Source organism: Cohnella panacarvi Gsoil 349, from assembly GCF_000515335.1.
GTDB classification, from domain to species: Bacteria; Bacillota; Bacilli; order Paenibacillales; family Paenibacillaceae; genus Cohnella; species Cohnella panacarvi.
Genome location: NZ_KI911563.1, coordinates 1,286,758 through 1,301,386 on the forward strand (window position 1 = coordinate 1,286,758; position 14,629 = coordinate 1,301,386).

The following is a 14,629-nucleotide window of genomic DNA, read 5'->3' on the forward strand; positions in this document are numbered from 1 at the left end:
TTCACCCTTCGACACGGTAGACGCTTTTGATTTGTTGTACGGCCGGCAGCGCTTCGAACGCTTTAAGCACTTTGTTCATTGCGGCCTGGTTCGCGTTGTGCGTAATAATAATGAGCTCGGCGCCTTCCTTATCCGGAGCGGAAGGCTGCATGACCGATTCGATGCTGACGTCGAGATTCGAGAACACTTGCGCGATTTGCGCAAGAACGCCAGAACGATCGTCGACTTGGAGCAGCAGGAAGTATTTCGAAGCGATTTGCTCGTCCGTTTTCAGCTTCATCACTTTATAGCTCAATTGCGCCTGGCGGCCGTTCACGCCCAGCTTCATGTTCTTGACAACCGCGACCAAGTCCGCGACGACCGACGTCGCCGTTGGCATCTCGCCAGCTCCCCGGCCGTAGAACATCGTTTCGCCTACCGCTTCGCCATGTACGTATACGGCGTTAAACACGCCATTCACGGAGGCGATCGGGTGGCTTTGCTTCACCATCGTCGGCTGAACGCTGACGCTGATCGAATCGTCTTCTCGCTCGGCGATTCCGAGCAGCTTCACCTCGTAGCCGAGCCGCTTAGCGTACATGATATCCTCTTGGGACACGTTGCTGATGCCCTTCGCGCTAACGTCCTCCAGCGCCACGTTCGCGCGGAAGCCGAGCGTCGCCAAGATCGTCATCTTGCGCGCGGCGTCCAAGCCCTCGACGTCGGAGGTCGGGTCGGACTCGGCGTAGCCGAGCGCTTGCGCTTCCTTCAGCACGTCGGCGTAAGCCGCGCCTTCTTGGCTCATCTTCGTCAGAATATAGTTCGTCGTTCCGTTGACGATCCCCATGATCTTCGTAATCCGATCCGAGGAGAAACCCTCGATCAGCGTGCGAATGATCGGAATGCCCCCGGCGACGCTCGCTTCGTAAAGCACGTCGCAGCCCTTCTCGCGCGCTTTCGCCAGAATCTCAGGCCCGTGGAGCGCCATCAGGTCTTTGTTGGCCGTAACGACGTGTTTGCCGCGCTCGAGCGCCTCTAAGATGACGTCGCGGGAATGCGCGATGCCTCCCATGACTTCGACGATTACGTCGATGTCCGGGTCGCGGACGATGTCCCACGGATCCTCGGTCAACTTGCTTGGATCCACGGAGATACTGCGGCTTTTCGCGCGGTCCTTCACCAATATTTTGGAGATCGCGATCGAAGATCCGATCTGGCTTTGCAAATCCTCTTGATGGCCTTCGACGATGCGAACGACCCCCGTGCCAACCGTGCCCAATCCAAGCAAACCTACTCTTATCGGCTTCATTCTAGCCCCTCCGCTTCGATCTGTCTTCCTCATTCGGCAGCTCCATGTCGGCTGCGTCGACTACGAGCGACCGACGACGTTCGCCCGCTTCACGCCGCCGATCACCTTAAGTTCCTCTAACAATTCCGTCAGTTCCCCGCCCATCGACGAGGTATCCAGCGATACGACGACGTTCGCCAATCCCTGCAACGGGATCGATTGCGAGATCGTAAGCACGTTGCCTTCGCTGGCCGCCAACGTTCCAAGCACTTTAGAGAGAACGCCGGACCGATGCTCCAAATCCATCGACAAGGTGGCGATTCGTTCCCGGGACGCCTGCTCCAGCGCGTATACGCCGTCTTTATATTTATAGAACGCGCTGCGGCTAAGGCCGATGCGTTCAGCCGCCTCATGGACGGTCGCGGCCTCTCCGCGGCGCAACAGCTCTTTGACCTGTTCCGTCTTCAGGATCCCCTCGGGCAACAAATCCTCCCTGACGGCATAGTAACGCTCCGCCATATTCCGTCCTCCTATAAAAGACGAATGTACGCTCATGGAGGACATTATATCGAATATCGGACGGAGTATCAATAGGTCCATTTACGGTGTACAAAGAAAAGCGTCGGAAGAGTTACTAAGAGGGCGCAGGATCACGGACTATCGCGAAAATTAGTCGGTTTCGACGACTAACTCCGCGCATATTGATAAAAGCCCCTTGTTGCCACCGTTAGGCAGGACAAGGGGCTTGGCGTATTAGGAATCTTCGAATAAGTATTCGTCGGAGCCGCCTTCGAAAAATTCGAACTCGAACTTGCCGATCCGGATCGTGTTGCCGTCCTTCGCCCCGCGCTTGCGAAGCTCCGCGTCGACGCCGATGCCGCGCAAGATGCGGCCGAACCGTACGACCGCCTCGTGAGAATTGAATTGCGTCCGGCGCATGAGCTTCTCGATCGCTTCGCTATGGATGACGAACGTTTCGTTGTCTCGGGTAATCGTGAACGACGTGTCGTTCCCCGGCTCGAAGCGATAGACAACGCCCTCTTCAACGTCTTCGTCGTCCGCTTCCTCCGTAACGAGATGGTGCGGCAACGTGTCGAGCAGATCGGCGACTTTGTACAGCAGTTCTTGAACGCCCTGACGCGTAAGCGAGGAGATCGGCATGATGAGCATATCCGGATGAATCTCTTCGACTTGCTTGCGGAACGCCTCCAAGTTCGATTCCGAATCCGGCATATCCATCTTATTGGCCGCTACGATCTGCGGGCGATCCGCGAGCTTGGCGTTATACAGCTTCAGCTCTTCGCCTATCTTCACCCAATCGTCGAACGGATCGCGGCCTTCCATGCCGGACATGTCTACGACGTGCACGATCACGCGCGTACGCTCGACGTGACGAAGGAACTCGTGCCCTAATCCGACGCCCGTGTGAGCGCCCTCGATCAGACCGGGCAAATCCGCCATGACGAAGCTTCTCTCGTCGCCAAGATCGACTACCCCGAGATTCGGGGTCAGCGTCGTGAAGTGGTACGCGCCGATCTTCGGCTGCGCGCCGGAGACGACCGACAGCAGCGTCGATTTGCCGACGCTCGGGAATCCGACGAGACCGACGTCCGCCATCACCTTGAGCTCAAGCCTAACCCAGCGCTCCTGCCCTTCTTCACCGTTCTCCGCGATCGCGGGCGCGGTGTTCGCCGGACTTTTGAACCGGGTGTTGCCCCGTCCGCCTCTTCCGCCCTTCGCTACGACGACCTGCTGGTCGTGACGGGTCAAATCGGCGATCAACTCGTCCGTATCGTCGTCCACGACGATCGTGCCCGGCGGAACCCGGACGATGAGATCGTCGGCGTTCGCGCCGTGCTGGGATTTGTTCCGGCCCTTCTCGCCTCGCGGTGCCTTAAAGTGCTTCTGATAACGGAAATCGAGAAGCGTGCGAAGTCCTTCGTCCACGCGGAAAATAACGTTGCCGCCTTTTCCCCCGTCTCCTCCGGCAGGCCCGCCTTCCGGTACGTACAATTCCCTGCGGAACGCGACAAGACCGTCGCCTCCGTCTCCGCCCTTAACGTAAATCTTCGCTTTGTCTACGAACATGATGATTTCACTCCAATTATTTATGCCGGCAACGGTATATGAACGCTCATCGTGCGGGCGCTCTCCTTGTCTTCGACCGGTCGATCGGCAAGCTGCCCGATTCCGTCCAAGCATTGGGCCAATTCGGCGATTATGCTGCCTTCCGCAGCCAGTTCCCCGGTTACTTTAAGGTCGATCCGATAGCCGGACGCCGCTTGGGACAGACCGACCGTCAACACCTTATCTTCACCGGAAGCATGAGTCGTCCTTACCCGGATCACGTTGATCATCCCGATGACCGCGCGAGCGATCCGATCGGCTTCGTCAGACGTTCGTCCCAGCTGAATACCTTCTTCCGTCACGACTTCCAATCTCATCGTGTCGCACATCGTACGGAACGACAAAAAGTAAATCGACAGCTTCGGGTTGCCGATATGGGACAGACGGCTGTCGTGCTCCATACGCACTCTTATTCTATCCACAACATCAACGGCTTTATCGGGTTTGTTCAGCCGCAAATAACCGTACAGAACCTGCAGGTCGTTCATCCAGTCGTGCCGGTGGTGGCTTAACGTCTGAATCGCCGATGCATGCGCGTGATCCAGCATCCGGTCGAACCGTTCATCATACCTGCGAGAGGCGGCCATTGCCAAGTAGACCCCGACCGCCAGCCCCCACAGCACGAACGATACGGGCGGCCACCACGCGCCTGACCAGACGAACATCGCCGCAATGGGCAGCGCAAGCGAGGATGCCGCAACGATATTCAAAGGCGTCAATGTCATCAACCTCATGCATCCCCGTCTCCTCTCCATCCATTCGCAACATACGCGCAACGATCTATGGTTCCAGTATAGCATGGCTATGTATCGTTTAACCATTCTTGCAAGTAACCCCCGTTACGCAAAAACCCCGGCCATGTTGCGATGGCCGGGTTGTTCTCGAGAGAAGTATTAAACTTCAAGAGCGGCAGCGACTGGCGCTTGCTCCAGCGGGTATACGCTAACTTTCTTGCGATCGCGTCCCAAACGCTCGAATTTGACGACGCCGCTCACGAGCGCGAACAACGTGTCGTCTTTGCCGATGCCTACGTTCGTGCCCGGGTGAACCTTCGTACCGCGTTGGCGATACAAGATGCTGCCCGCAGGTACGTTCTGACCGTCCGCGCGTTTAGCGCCAAGGCGCTTCGCGTGGGAGTCGCGTCCGTTCTTCGTCGATCCTACCCCTTTTTTCGAGGCGAATAACTGAAGATTCAGCTTCAACATGGTGTCAACCTCCTTATTCCACAAAAGTCTGTTTTATTGTCACGTATTTCCCGTATGCTTCAGCAATAGACTCCAGAGAAACGACCATGCCTTCCAGCAACAGCTGGACCTGGGCGTTCCGAGCTTCGTCGCCGCCGCTGGGCGTTGCCACCTTCAGCAGCCCGTCCTTCTCGGACACCTCGGCATCGGGGACGAGCCCCGTCAATTTCTCGATGGCGTTAACCGTTCCTTGCGTTACCGCCGACACGCCGGCGCAGACGATGTCTTTGCCAGGGTCGTCGTAGTAAGCGTGGCCGGATACGGTGAACCGCGCGATATGACCACGTCTGTTCCGCACTAGCGATATCTTGATCATCCGGCTGCCTCTTACGCCTTGATGCTCTCGATCGTCACTTTCGTGTACGGTTGACGATGACCTTGCTTGCGCTTGTAGTTCTTCTTAGGCTTGTACTTGAAGACGATGATCTTCTCGCCTTTGACTTGTTGCTCGACTTTGCCCGTTACGGACGCGCCCGCTACGAGCGGAGCTCCCGTCGTCAGACCGCCGTCTTTGGATACTGCCAATACACGGTCGAACGTGATGCTCTCGCCAGCGTTGGCTGCGAGTTTCTCAACGAAGATGACATCGCCGGCTTGCACTTTGTATTGCTTGCCGCCAGTTTCAATAATCGCGTACATTCTGTTGCACCTCCTCATGTCTAAGACTCGCCTCATGGGGTGCCGGTTGCCGCAACATAACGTTCAGTCAGGGCAGCGCCGGTCTTGTCGACCCGGTGGAGTGCGGTTGTAGCCTGCAAAATGTTCAGATTGCACGCACTAATGTAGTTTAACACATTGCACAAGCGATAACAACGGTAACTTTAACGAACGAATATTTTGCCGCTCCCTTTGCAAGCCGCGCACGTCTCGTAGAAATACTTCATCGCGTTCTCGCGCGCCTTTTTGCGGGTAATCTCCAGCAGTCCGAGCCGCGTCCAGCCGACGACTTGGCACTTCGTCCGGTCTCGCTTCATCGTCGACTCTAGAAGTTGCACGACCTGATGACGATGCTCTTCGGTTTCCATATCGATGAAGTCGACGATAATGATGCCGCCGACGTCGCGTACTCGGAGCAGGCGGGCGATCTCTTCCGCCGCCTCCAGGTTCGTGAGGAACACGGTCTCCTCGAGCGATGCGGTGCCCGTATATTTGCCGGTGTTCACGTCGATGACGGTAAGCGCCTCCGTCTGATCCCACACCAGATAGCCGCCGCTTCGCAGCCAAATCCGCGCTTGGAACGCCTTGTCGATTTGTTCTTTGACACCGAACTTCTCGAACATCGGTTGCTGATCCTGATAGGGACGGATTCGGTTCTGCAGAGCCGGGGCCGCTTGGCGAACGTACTCCATCGCGTCCCGGAGACACGCGTCGTCGTCGATGATCAATTCGTCGGTATCGGGAGTGATGACGTCGCGAATGAGCCTATGTACGAGTCCCGAGTCTTTGTGCAGTTCGGCGGGAGCGGCGGTACTGCCGCTCGAAGCGATCACTTGATTCCAAATCGCGCGCAGCCCGTCCAAGTCTTCCTCCAGCGAAACACGGCTTTCCCCTTCCGCGTTCGTGCGCATGATGAGCCCTTCGCCTTCCAGACGGATGTCTTCCGCCAAGCTCTTGAGACGCAGCCTCTCCGTCTCTTGGTCGATTTTCTTCGATATGCCGACGTAGTCGGCTCCCGGCATATACACAAGCCAGCGACCCGGCAAGGAGAAGTGGGTCGTTACCCGCGCGCCCTTGCCTCCGAGCGGTTCCTTCATCACCTGCACGAGCAGTTCGTCGCCGGGCGTCAGAAGCTCGGCAATGGACGGCTTGTCCTTCGGCTGCTTGTCCAGGTGAGGGTGCAGGGCGTCGTCGACGTATAGAAAAGCGTTCTTCGACAGGCCGATGTCGACGAACGCGGCTTGCATGCCGGGCAGCACGTTGACGACTTTGCCTTTATAGATGTTGCCGATCAAGGACTTGCCCGTGGCCTTCTCCAAGCTGAATTCCACGAGATTTCCGTTCTCGAGCAATGCCGATTGAGTAACGTCGTGCGAGCTATGGATGAACAGCTGCTTCATTCAAACCTCCCGCTGGTTGCGCTTTTCTTCATTTTACATGAAAAGTCGAAAATCCGCATTCCCGGAAGTCAATCTGCCAAGAAACCCCTCGATGATCGTTTTTTCGGGAACGACCCGAGCGATCTTGCCTCGATTCATGACGTATACGAGATGATACTGCTCCTTCATGAGCAAGCGAATGATGTGGATGAGCGGACGGTCTTCCGCGATGACGATCGGGCGGGATAACGCGCCGCGCTCCACGCGGCGTTCCGAACGCTGGTTGCGGTGGACGAGGAAACGCAGAAACACGAACGGCACGTTGCGCATATACGTCCAATTGGAAGCGCACAGGAAGACGCCGACGGCCAGTAAATTCAATTGAACCAAGCCGCCCGTAAGAAACGGATACACCGAAGCGCAGACGATCGAAGCGCTGAACAGAAGACTGATTCTTGCGCTCCATAACAACGTGCGGTGGTAAGGCGCGAACAGGCTGATCCAAGCTTGAAGCATACGGCCTCCGTCAAGCGGCAGAACGGGCAGCAAATTAAACGCGCCGATAAGCAGGTTGGCGCGAATGAACGTTTCCGACCACCCGCTATCCACTACGCCCGCTTGTCCGAGCAGCCAACAAGCGCCCGAGAGTATCGCGTTCTGCATCGGTCCGGCCAGCGCGACCCATAATTCCTCCCTGGCCGGCAGCGTCCCCGCCTCTTCCACCTCGACGACGCCGCCGAACGGCAGCAGCTTCACTTCCCGTACGGTCCAGCCGAAACGCAGCGCCGCGATAAGGTGGCCAAGCTCGTGCCATAGCACAATGACGAACAGCGTCGCCAGATCCATGAACCGTCCCGTCGCGATCGAAGCGATCATGACGAGGACGAACAGCGGATGAAGGCGGAACGCGATCCCTTGCCATTTAATCAAAGGACACCACTTCCGTCGGATTCAGCTTCTTGCCGTTCTGCTGCATGGCGAAGTAAAGCTTGCTCTCTCCGCCTTGCTGCGCCGCTTGCAACTCTCCGAGCTTATCGCCGGCTTCGACCCAATCGTTCTCCTTAACCGAGGCGCGCTGCAAATTGCCGTATACGGACAAAATCCGGTCGGGATGCTGGACCAGGATCGTCAGCCCGTTCTCGCTCTCGGCTTGCACTTGGATGACGCGTCCGGCGTACACCGCCACGATATCGCTGCCTCCCGGAGCCGCCACTTGGACGCCGTTGCCGCTCTGTTCGTAAGTTTGCACGATGCGTCCTTGCACGGGCAGCACGGTGTCTTCTCTGTTCAAAGAAGCGGCGACCTCCTTTGTCTCACCGCTCTTGTCCGAGAAGGAGAGGAATGACGGCGAGCCCCCGAACGTATCGCTATACCAAGCTTCTATCGCTTCGAAGTCCATATCGTTCGTCAAGGAATCGATCACCCACGCCCGCGCCTCCGCGCTGCCCGGAATCTCGTATTTCATCCAACCCCACATCCCCGCGAACAGCAAGCCGGAGATCACGAGCCGAACCATCATGCCGCGCGCCCAAGGAGACAACCTAGAACCGCCCGGCGAATTGCCGTGCTCCGGCGCTCGCGACGTCGGCTTCAATCCCTTCATGCCCGCCCAATTGCTCGTATCGTAATTCATGGAACGTTGCTTTTCTTTCCACCACAGCTCCGGATCCGGCTCGCTCGACGGCATGATCGGCGACATCGGGATGTGCGCCTGCGGCGCCGCAGGCAGCTGCGGGTCTATCGAAATCCCGCTCGGGACGGCTTCTATCGTCGGCGGCGAATCGGGCCGAACGGAAGAATGCTCCAGCCGATCGTGATTCTCGCGAGTGATAACTTCTTTAGCCTGCATATCCGTAATCAATTGCTGTATACGTTCGCGCCTGCGATCCCGCGCGTTGTTCCTCGTCTGCACGGCAAGCCCTCCTTGTCCTTCTCTTCTACTATCACCTTATGGCGGACAAAGGGGGATTAGACTTGCAACGCATGCGCACATAAAAAACGTCCGCCCGGCCGTCGCCTGCGAACGTTCATTTACGTGTCCATTTCGTATTTCTCTTGATGGGATTTAATGCTGAATATTAAGCCGATGGACAGCATGTTCAGCAGCAGCGACGTTCCGCCGTAGCTGATGAACGGCAGCGTAATCCCCGTCAGCGGCATGATGCCGATCATCATCCCGATGTTCTCGAAAATCTGGAATACCATCATCGAGGCGATACCGATAATGATGAACGAGCCTCGTAAGTCAATGCACTGATAGGCGATTAAGATCATCCTGTAAATAAATATGAAGTACAGGAGCAGCAAGACGGCGGCGCCTTGGAATCCGAATTCCTCCGCGATGACGACGAAGATGGAGTCCGAGTACGTATACGGAATAAACCTGCGGTTTTTGGAATCGCCTTCCATATATCCGTCGCCCGCCAATCCGCCCGACCCGATGGCGATCTGGGCGTATTTCGACTGTCGGCTGTCGTCCTCGGAAGCTTCGTCCGGATGGATGAAGGTATTGATCCGCTGGTACCAGTGGCCTTTGTCGTGCTCTTCCATATACGTTTTGATTTCCGTATTGTACGCATTAAACAAGGTTCCGAATAACATTAACCCGCCGATGATCGCTCCTAATCCTAGCATGACGTACGAATATCGGATATTACCGATCCAAAGCATGCCGAGCACGATGAAAATATAGATGATCGCGTTGCCCAAATCCGGCTGGATCATGACGAGCAGGAAAGGGACGAACACCGTCACGGCGACGAGCATGACGTCGCTGCGCAGCCGCAGCGGATCGCCGAGTCGTCTTCCGAGCAATGCGGCTATGGCGACGATCAGGAATATTTTCATCATTTCTGCCGGCTGGAATTGGAAGCCTCTCCCGAGCACGAACCAGCCTTTGGCGCCGTTAATCTCCGGAGCGAATAAATAGACCGCCACCAGCAAAATAATCCCGAGCGCGTACCAGACATACCAGGTTTTGAGGATCAGCCGATAATCGACCATAGTCGATAGGACAATGACGACGAAGCCGGCGGCGTAATAGACGAGCGTCTTCAGGTCGTAATTCGGATATTGAGGATTGCCGTGGGTCGCGCTTCGGATCAATAAGGCGCTGATCCCCATGAATGCCGCCAAGATAAGCAGCATCATCCAATCCATCTTTTTCAATCGGTTAAGCAAGTTCCGATCATCCCATTCCCAAGAACTTCTTTACTTTGCGGAACATGCCGGCTTTCTCCTCCAGCTGCGAGAGCGGGACGGTTTCGCCGAGAATTCGACGAGCGATATTGCGGTAGGCGATCGCCGCGCGGGAATTCGGGTTCATCACCGTCGGCTCCCCTTGGTTCGCGGCTTTAATCACCATCTCATCATCGGGTACGATGCCGAGAAGATCAATGGCTAATACTTGGCAGATGTCGTCGATCTCCAGCATATCGCCGCTCTTCATCATATTCGGACGAATCCGGTTGATCACCAGCTTCGGAGACGCGATATGGCTTTTCTCCAGCAGGCCGATGACGCGGTCCGCGTCGCGCACGGCCGCGTTCTCCGGCGTCGTGACGACGATCGCTTGCGTCGCTCCGGCAATGGCGTTACGGAAGCCTTGCTCGATGCCGGCGGGACAATCGATAATGATGTAATCGAAATCGGGTTTCAAGCTGTCGACGATCTGCTTGACTTGCTCCGGCGACACGTCGTTCTTGTCTTTCGTCTGCGCGGCGGGGAGCATATATAACTCGTCGAACCTTTTATCTTTAATGAGGGCTTGGTTGACTCTGCAACGGCCTTCGGCTACGTCGATGAGATCATAGACGATGCGATTCTCCAGCCCCATGACGACGTCCAAATTACGCAGGCCGATATCGGTATCCACCATGCACACTTTTTGACCGAGCAAAGCCAGCGCCGTGCCGATATTCGCGGATGTCGTCGTTTTGCCGACTCCGCCTTTGCCCGAGGTGACTACTATCGCTTCTCCCATGGATTACACTCCTTTGAACTGCATGACATCTTTGCGGTGACGGCTGAGGCTGGTCATCTTATCGATCGCCATCTTGCCGTCCTTGAGGAACGCATATTCCATCCAAGGCTCCGCGGACGTCCACTCGTCCGGCGGCCGGCTGATTACGTCGGCGATTCTAAGCTGGGTCGGCGTCATCGAAGACGCGGCGATGATCGCGTCTTCGTTGCCCGCCGAGCCTGCGTGCGCCATTCCCCTTAGCGCCCCGATAATATAGACATCCCCCGTACAACGAACGACCCCGCCCGGATTAACATCCCCAAGCAGTAGCAAGTGTCCGTCGTATTCCAACGTTTGACCGGAACGAACGATAGCGGCTACCGTATGTAAACTTGGTCCGGTTAGCGAGGAAGGTTCTTGCTCCGGCGGATTGCTCTCTATCGATTGAATCAATAGATTCCCTTGCTTGCGAAGGACGGCGCGAACGCGCTCCTGATCTTCCTCATCCAATTGCCTGTCGCCAAGCTTAATGAATACGTGAATGATCGGACCGGTGAATTGCTGCGCGTGTTTGTCCAGTTTCGTTCCTAACTCGCTGAGCAAGGCGTCGAATTCGCAGTCGTCGTCCAGCAGAAAAACGAGCCCGTCTTTCGTCCCCTTGATCGTTATGTGCGATTTGCCGGCCATTTTTCCGCTCCTCCCTACGATATTTGAAATTCTGCCAAGATAAGCCGAATTCCTGCTTACTCCGGATTGTCTTCGCCTGAAGATAGGGATGGTTTCACCAAATAGCGACGAACCGGCACATAGACGAGAAGAGCGAACAAGAGCTGGAGCAGCGTCGTCGGAGCGATTTGCCAATAGAACACGAAGCTATAAGACAAGTCCGTAAGCCCAAAAAGCTTGTAGATCAAATAAACGACCGTATCGAGCAGCGCGCCCCCGACGACGACGATCCATACGAAAAACGCGAGCGTGAACGAGCGCCTCTCCGCCGCCAGTCCCGCAACATAGCCGAGCAGACCCATTCCGAACCCGTAAGGGCCGATCAGATTGCCGTAGAACAAAATATCCTGCAGCAATCCGAAGCCGAGGCCGAACAGGAACGCCGGGTGGCGTCCTCCGAAGCCGGAAACGAATAACGTCATAATAAAGGCCAAATGCGGGAGCAGCCGTTCCGTCCATGCGGGAGGTACGAGCCACGGGAATACGGCGGTCTCGATGATCAATAGCAGCAGCGTCCAGAGAATAACCCGATTGATTCTCATCGTCACGGACCGTCCACTTCAGGCACGACGACGACGAACACCTCTCGCAGGTGGTCGAACTTGGCCGCCGGCGTAATGACGGCCGTATGCGTTAGACCGAAATCGCCGACTTGGCGGCTGTCTACCGTACCGATAATGATTCCTTTAGGGAAAATGTTACCTAGACCCGACGTAATGACTTTGTCGTCTACGGCGAGCGGGTCTCTCTCGTCGATCTTCGTCATTTGCAGCTTACCGGATTCTTCGTCGTATTCGATAATACCGAACGACTGTGTCTCTTTGCCGAGCACGGTTGCCGATATCGGCATTCCCGCGGACGAGTTCTCGTCCAAGTCGGTAATCAGCTTGACCGTCGACGTGAACGTGGACACTCGGCTGACGATGCCGACGAGCCCGTCGACCGTCGTGATCGCCATATCCGGCTGGACGCCGTCTCTGGAGCCCAAATTGATTTTGATCGTCTTCTCGTAAGGATTCGAAGTCGTGCCTACGACTTGCGCGATCAAATAACGATAATTGTCCAACTGCTTCTGGCGTTCCGTGAAGTTCAGCTCCTCTTGCAGGCGCTTGTTCTCCGCTTCGAGCATGTTGAACCGAATCTGGTCTTGCGTATATTGCGCTACGGTCTGACGGAGCAGTTCGTTCTCCTTATACACGTCGGAAAGCCGGCCGAGGTCGCGGAAAAAATCCGCGACCGCTCCGACCGGCCGGTAAAATACGCCTTGTACAGTCCCGATGGCGTCGTTGACGAACTTCTCGGGCCAAGTCAATTTTTTGCGACCGAGCGTGAACCCCATAAGCGCAATGAATACGATCAACCCAATCATAAGAATAAACAGTCTTTTGTTGCGCATTAACTTAAAGATATCCGCTCACCTGCTTTTCCGTCCCATGGGCTAAGCTTTGCTTTCTAGCGAGTTCCGCCTTTCGTTTTGAACAAATGAATGTTGTCGAGCGCTCGGCCGGTTCCGATGACGACGCAGTCCAGCGGATTCTCCGCCACGAGGACGGGCATTCCCGTCTCTCGCGAAAGCATCTTGTCGAGGTTGCGCAGGAGCGCGCCGCCTCCGGTCAGAACGATTCCTCTGTCCATAATGTCGGCCGATAGCTCCGGCGGGCACTTCTCCAGCGTGATCTTAACCGCGTCGATAATGGCGCCCACGGTATCCGACAGCGCTTCGGTCACTTCGTCGGACGTGATGGCGAGCGTCTTCGGCAGGCCGGTGACCAGGTCGCGGCCGCGAATTTCGATCGACTCGACTTTGTCGAGCGGCATAGCCGACCCGATCTCCATCTTCAACTGCTCCGCCGTACGCTCCCCGATCATCAGGTTGTACAGACGCTTAATGTAAGCAATGACCGCATCGTCCATCTCGTCGCCCGCAATCCGGATCGAGCGGCTCGTAACGATGCCGCCGAGCGATATGACGGCCACTTCCGTCGTGCCGCCGCCGATGTCTACGACCATGCTGCCCGTCGGCTCCCAGACCGGAAGGTCCGCGCCGATCGCCGCCGCGAACGGCTCCTCGATAATGTAAGCTTCGCGAGCGCCGGCTTGCTTCGTCGCGTCTTCGACCGCGCGTTTCTCGACCGCGGTGATGCCCGACGGCACGCACACCATCACGTTCGGATGGCGCGGGAACAGCGCGCGCGCCTTCTGCGCGCGGCGAATGAAATATTTGATCATCGTCGCCGTCGTCTCGAAATCGGCGATGACGCCGTCCTTCATCGGACGAATCGCAACGATGTTGCCCGGCGTGCGCCCGATCATCTTCTTCGCTTCGGTGCCGACGGCCTCGATTTTCTTCGTATCGGTACGAAGGGCGACCACGGAGGGCTCCCTTACGGCGATTCCTTTGCCTTTAACGTATACGAGCGTGTTAGCCGTACCTAAGTCGATCCCCAAATCTCGCGTGAATGCCATGCTGCTACCTCCTGCTATTACCGCGACCGCTAGCTAACGCCGGAAGGGGCGTATCGGTCGTCGGGACAATCCCTATTATTTTACTACAAGCATCCGGTTTCCTTCAAACTCGTATAACGATTGTCACCTATTACCAAATGGTCCAGCAACTCGATGCCGACAAGCTCCCCGGCTTCCGCGAGCCGCTTCGTGAGAACGATGTCTTCGGGACTCGGTACTGGATCGCCGCTAGGATGATTGTGCGCGCACAAGATTGATGCGCTGCTTCGGCGGATCGCGGCGCGGAACACTTCCCGCGGATGGACGATCGAAGCGTTCAAGCTGCCGATCGACAAAGTCTGCCTGCCGATGACTTGATTCTTCGTATTCAGGAACAGACAGACGAAATGCTCCTCCCTCAAGTGGCGAAGCTCCTCCATAAGCAAGTCCGCCGCGTCTTGAGGACAGCTGATCTTGACCATGTCCGGCAGTTGGGATCTTGCGACCCTGCGCCCGAGCTCGATGGAAGCTTGAAGCAGCAGCGCCTTGGCCGGGCCGATGCCGCGAATAGGCGTGAGCTCGTCCCAATTGCTCTCGGCGAGTCTTCGCAAGCCGCCGCGTTCCGTCAAGATTCGCCGAGCGAGATCGATAGAAGATTCGTCTTTCGTGCCCGTCCGGAGCAATATGGCCAGCAGCTCCGCGTGACTGAGCGCGCCGGCGCCGTATTGTTGCATTCTTTCCCGCGGCCGTTCTTCGGCTCTCATCTCTCTAATCCGATAAGATCGTTGCGCTCTCATCATTATCCTGCCTTCGTTAGCCGCGT

At 56.6% G+C, this 14,629-nt stretch carries 17 protein-coding genes; all 17 read right to left on the reverse strand.

Translation table 11 applies throughout. The features are described from left to right. Window position 1: 1 nt before the first annotated feature. The 17 genes from COHPA_RS0106125 to radC all read right to left on the reverse strand — a co-directional run bounded on the left by COHPA_RS0106125 (window position 2) and on the right by radC (window position 14,606). Window positions 2–1,288, reverse strand: coding sequence for a homoserine dehydrogenase (locus tag COHPA_RS0106125; protein WP_027085319.1), 1,287 nt, complete (start codon window positions 1,286–1,288; stop codon window positions 2–4). Between the two features lie 60 nt (window positions 1,289–1,348). Further along, window positions 1,349–1,786 (reverse strand): ACT domain-containing protein, encoded by a 438-nt coding sequence (locus tag COHPA_RS0106130; protein WP_027085320.1) that lies wholly within the window; start codon window positions 1,784–1,786, stop codon window positions 1,349–1,351. 234 nt (window positions 1,787–2,020) lie between these two features. Continuing rightward, window positions 2,021–3,355 carry a GTPase ObgE gene (gene obgE, locus COHPA_RS0106135; RefSeq protein WP_027085321.1) on the reverse strand — a complete coding sequence of 445 codons (1,335 nt, stop codon included), beginning with the start codon at window positions 3,353–3,355 and terminating at the stop codon, window positions 2,021–2,023. 20 nt (window positions 3,356–3,375) lie between these two features. Then, window positions 3,376–4,128, reverse strand: a complete 753-nt coding sequence (locus COHPA_RS23035) for a Spo0B domain-containing protein (RefSeq protein ID WP_027085322.1) — start codon at window positions 4,126–4,128, stop codon at window positions 3,376–3,378. A 159-nt stretch (window positions 4,129–4,287) separates the two neighbouring features. Beyond that, a complete protein-coding gene (gene rpmA / locus COHPA_RS0106145) occupies window positions 4,288–4,599 on the reverse strand; it encodes a 50S ribosomal protein L27 (RefSeq protein WP_027085323.1) in 312 nt (103 codons plus the stop codon). Between the two features lie 13 nt (window positions 4,600–4,612). After that, a complete protein-coding gene (locus COHPA_RS0106150) occupies window positions 4,613–4,954 on the reverse strand; it encodes a ribosomal-processing cysteine protease Prp (RefSeq protein WP_027085324.1) in 342 nt (113 codons plus the stop codon). Between the two features lie 11 nt (window positions 4,955–4,965). Beyond that, complete coding sequence (rplU, locus tag COHPA_RS0106155; protein ID WP_027085325.1) at window positions 4,966–5,277, reverse strand: 50S ribosomal protein L21; 312 nt, start codon at window positions 5,275–5,277, stop codon at window positions 4,966–4,968. 182 nt (window positions 5,278–5,459) lie between these two features. Further along, complete coding sequence (locus COHPA_RS0106160; protein WP_027085326.1) at window positions 5,460–6,695, reverse strand: Rne/Rng family ribonuclease; 1,236 nt, start codon at window positions 6,693–6,695, stop codon at window positions 5,460–5,462. A gap of 33 nt (window positions 6,696–6,728) precedes the next feature. Further along, window positions 6,729–7,604: a M50 family metallopeptidase gene (locus COHPA_RS0106165; protein WP_027085327.1), complete on the reverse strand. Its 876-nt coding sequence runs from the start codon at window positions 7,602–7,604 to the stop codon at window positions 6,729–6,731. Next, on the reverse strand, window positions 7,597–8,586 hold the full coding sequence (locus COHPA_RS0106170; RefSeq protein ID WP_027085328.1) for a M23 family metallopeptidase: 990 nt from the start codon (window positions 8,584–8,586) through the stop codon (window positions 7,597–7,599). The genes COHPA_RS0106165 and COHPA_RS0106170 overlap by 8 nt, the downstream gene beginning before the upstream one ends. Window positions 8,587–8,705: 119 nt before the next feature. Next, window positions 8,706–9,854: an FtsW/RodA/SpoVE family cell cycle protein gene (locus tag COHPA_RS0106175; protein WP_027085329.1), complete on the reverse strand. Its 1,149-nt coding sequence runs from the start codon at window positions 9,852–9,854 to the stop codon at window positions 8,706–8,708. 7 nt (window positions 9,855–9,861) lie between these two features. After that, entirely contained in the window at window positions 9,862–10,656 is a 795-nt protein-coding gene (minD, locus tag COHPA_RS0106180) for a septum site-determining protein MinD (RefSeq protein ID WP_027085330.1), read from the reverse strand. Window positions 10,657–10,659: 3 nt separating this feature from the next. Next, complete coding sequence (minC, locus tag COHPA_RS0106185) at window positions 10,660–11,322, reverse strand: septum site-determining protein MinC (RefSeq protein ID WP_027085331.1); 663 nt, start codon at window positions 11,320–11,322, stop codon at window positions 10,660–10,662. Window positions 11,323–11,378: 56 nt separating this feature from the next. After that, entirely contained in the window at window positions 11,379–11,903 is a 525-nt protein-coding gene (gene mreD / locus COHPA_RS0106190; protein WP_035120151.1) for a rod shape-determining protein MreD, read from the reverse strand. Between the two features lie 2 nt (window positions 11,904–11,905). Then, window positions 11,906–12,757 (reverse strand): rod shape-determining protein MreC, encoded by an 852-nt coding sequence (mreC, locus tag COHPA_RS0106195; RefSeq protein ID WP_027085333.1) that lies wholly within the window; start codon window positions 12,755–12,757, stop codon window positions 11,906–11,908. 56 nt (window positions 12,758–12,813) lie between these two features. Then, complete coding sequence (locus tag COHPA_RS0106200; RefSeq protein ID WP_027085334.1) at window positions 12,814–13,827, reverse strand: rod shape-determining protein; 1,014 nt, start codon at window positions 13,825–13,827, stop codon at window positions 12,814–12,816. Window positions 13,828–13,910: 83 nt separating this feature from the next. Next, complete coding sequence (radC, locus tag COHPA_RS0106205; RefSeq protein ID WP_027085335.1) at window positions 13,911–14,606, reverse strand: RadC family protein; 696 nt, start codon at window positions 14,604–14,606, stop codon at window positions 13,911–13,913. Window positions 14,607–14,629 lie beyond the last annotated feature (23 nt).

Bases quoted from the DNA above. Each gene is read 5' to 3' on its own strand.
- COHPA_RS0106125 (WP_027085319.1), bottom strand. From the start codon at position 1,288: ATGAAGCCGATAAGAGTAGGTTTGCTTGGATTGGGCACGGTTGGCACG.
- COHPA_RS0106130 (WP_027085320.1), bottom strand. From the start codon at position 1,786: ATGGCGGAGCGTTACTATGCCGTCAGGGAGGATTTGTTGCCCGAGGGG.
- obgE (WP_027085321.1), bottom strand. From the start codon at position 3,355: ATGTTCGTAGACAAAGCGAAGATTTACGTTAAGGGCGGAGACGGAGGC.
- COHPA_RS23035 (WP_027085322.1), bottom strand. From the start codon at position 4,128: ATGAGGTTGATGACATTGACGCCTTTGAATATCGTTGCGGCATCCTCG.
- rpmA (WP_027085323.1), bottom strand. From the start codon at position 4,599: ATGTTGAAGCTGAATCTTCAGTTATTCGCCTCGAAAAAAGGGGTAGGA.
- COHPA_RS0106150 (WP_027085324.1), bottom strand. From the start codon at position 4,954: ATGATCAAGATATCGCTAGTGCGGAACAGACGTGGTCATATCGCGCGG.
- rplU (WP_027085325.1), bottom strand. From the start codon at position 5,277: ATGTACGCGATTATTGAAACTGGCGGCAAGCAATACAAAGTGCAAGCC.
- COHPA_RS0106160 (WP_027085326.1), bottom strand. From the start codon at position 6,695: ATGAAGCAGCTGTTCATCCATAGCTCGCACGACGTTACTCAATCGGCA.
- minD (WP_027085330.1), bottom strand. From the start codon at position 10,656: ATGGGAGAAGCGATAGTAGTCACCTCGGGCAAAGGCGGAGTCGGCAAA.
- minC (WP_027085331.1), bottom strand. From the start codon at position 11,322: ATGGCCGGCAAATCGCACATAACGATCAAGGGGACGAAAGACGGGCTC.
- mreD (WP_035120151.1), bottom strand. From the start codon at position 11,903: ATGAGAATCAATCGGGTTATTCTCTGGACGCTGCTGCTATTGATCATC.
- mreC (WP_027085333.1), bottom strand. From the start codon at position 12,757: ATGCGCAACAAAAGACTGTTTATTCTTATGATTGGGTTGATCGTATTC.
- COHPA_RS0106200 (WP_027085334.1), bottom strand. From the start codon at position 13,827: ATGGCATTCACGCGAGATTTGGGGATCGACTTAGGTACGGCTAACACG.
- radC (WP_027085335.1), bottom strand. From the start codon at position 14,606: ATGATGAGAGCGCAACGATCTTATCGGATTAGAGAGATGAGAGCCGAA.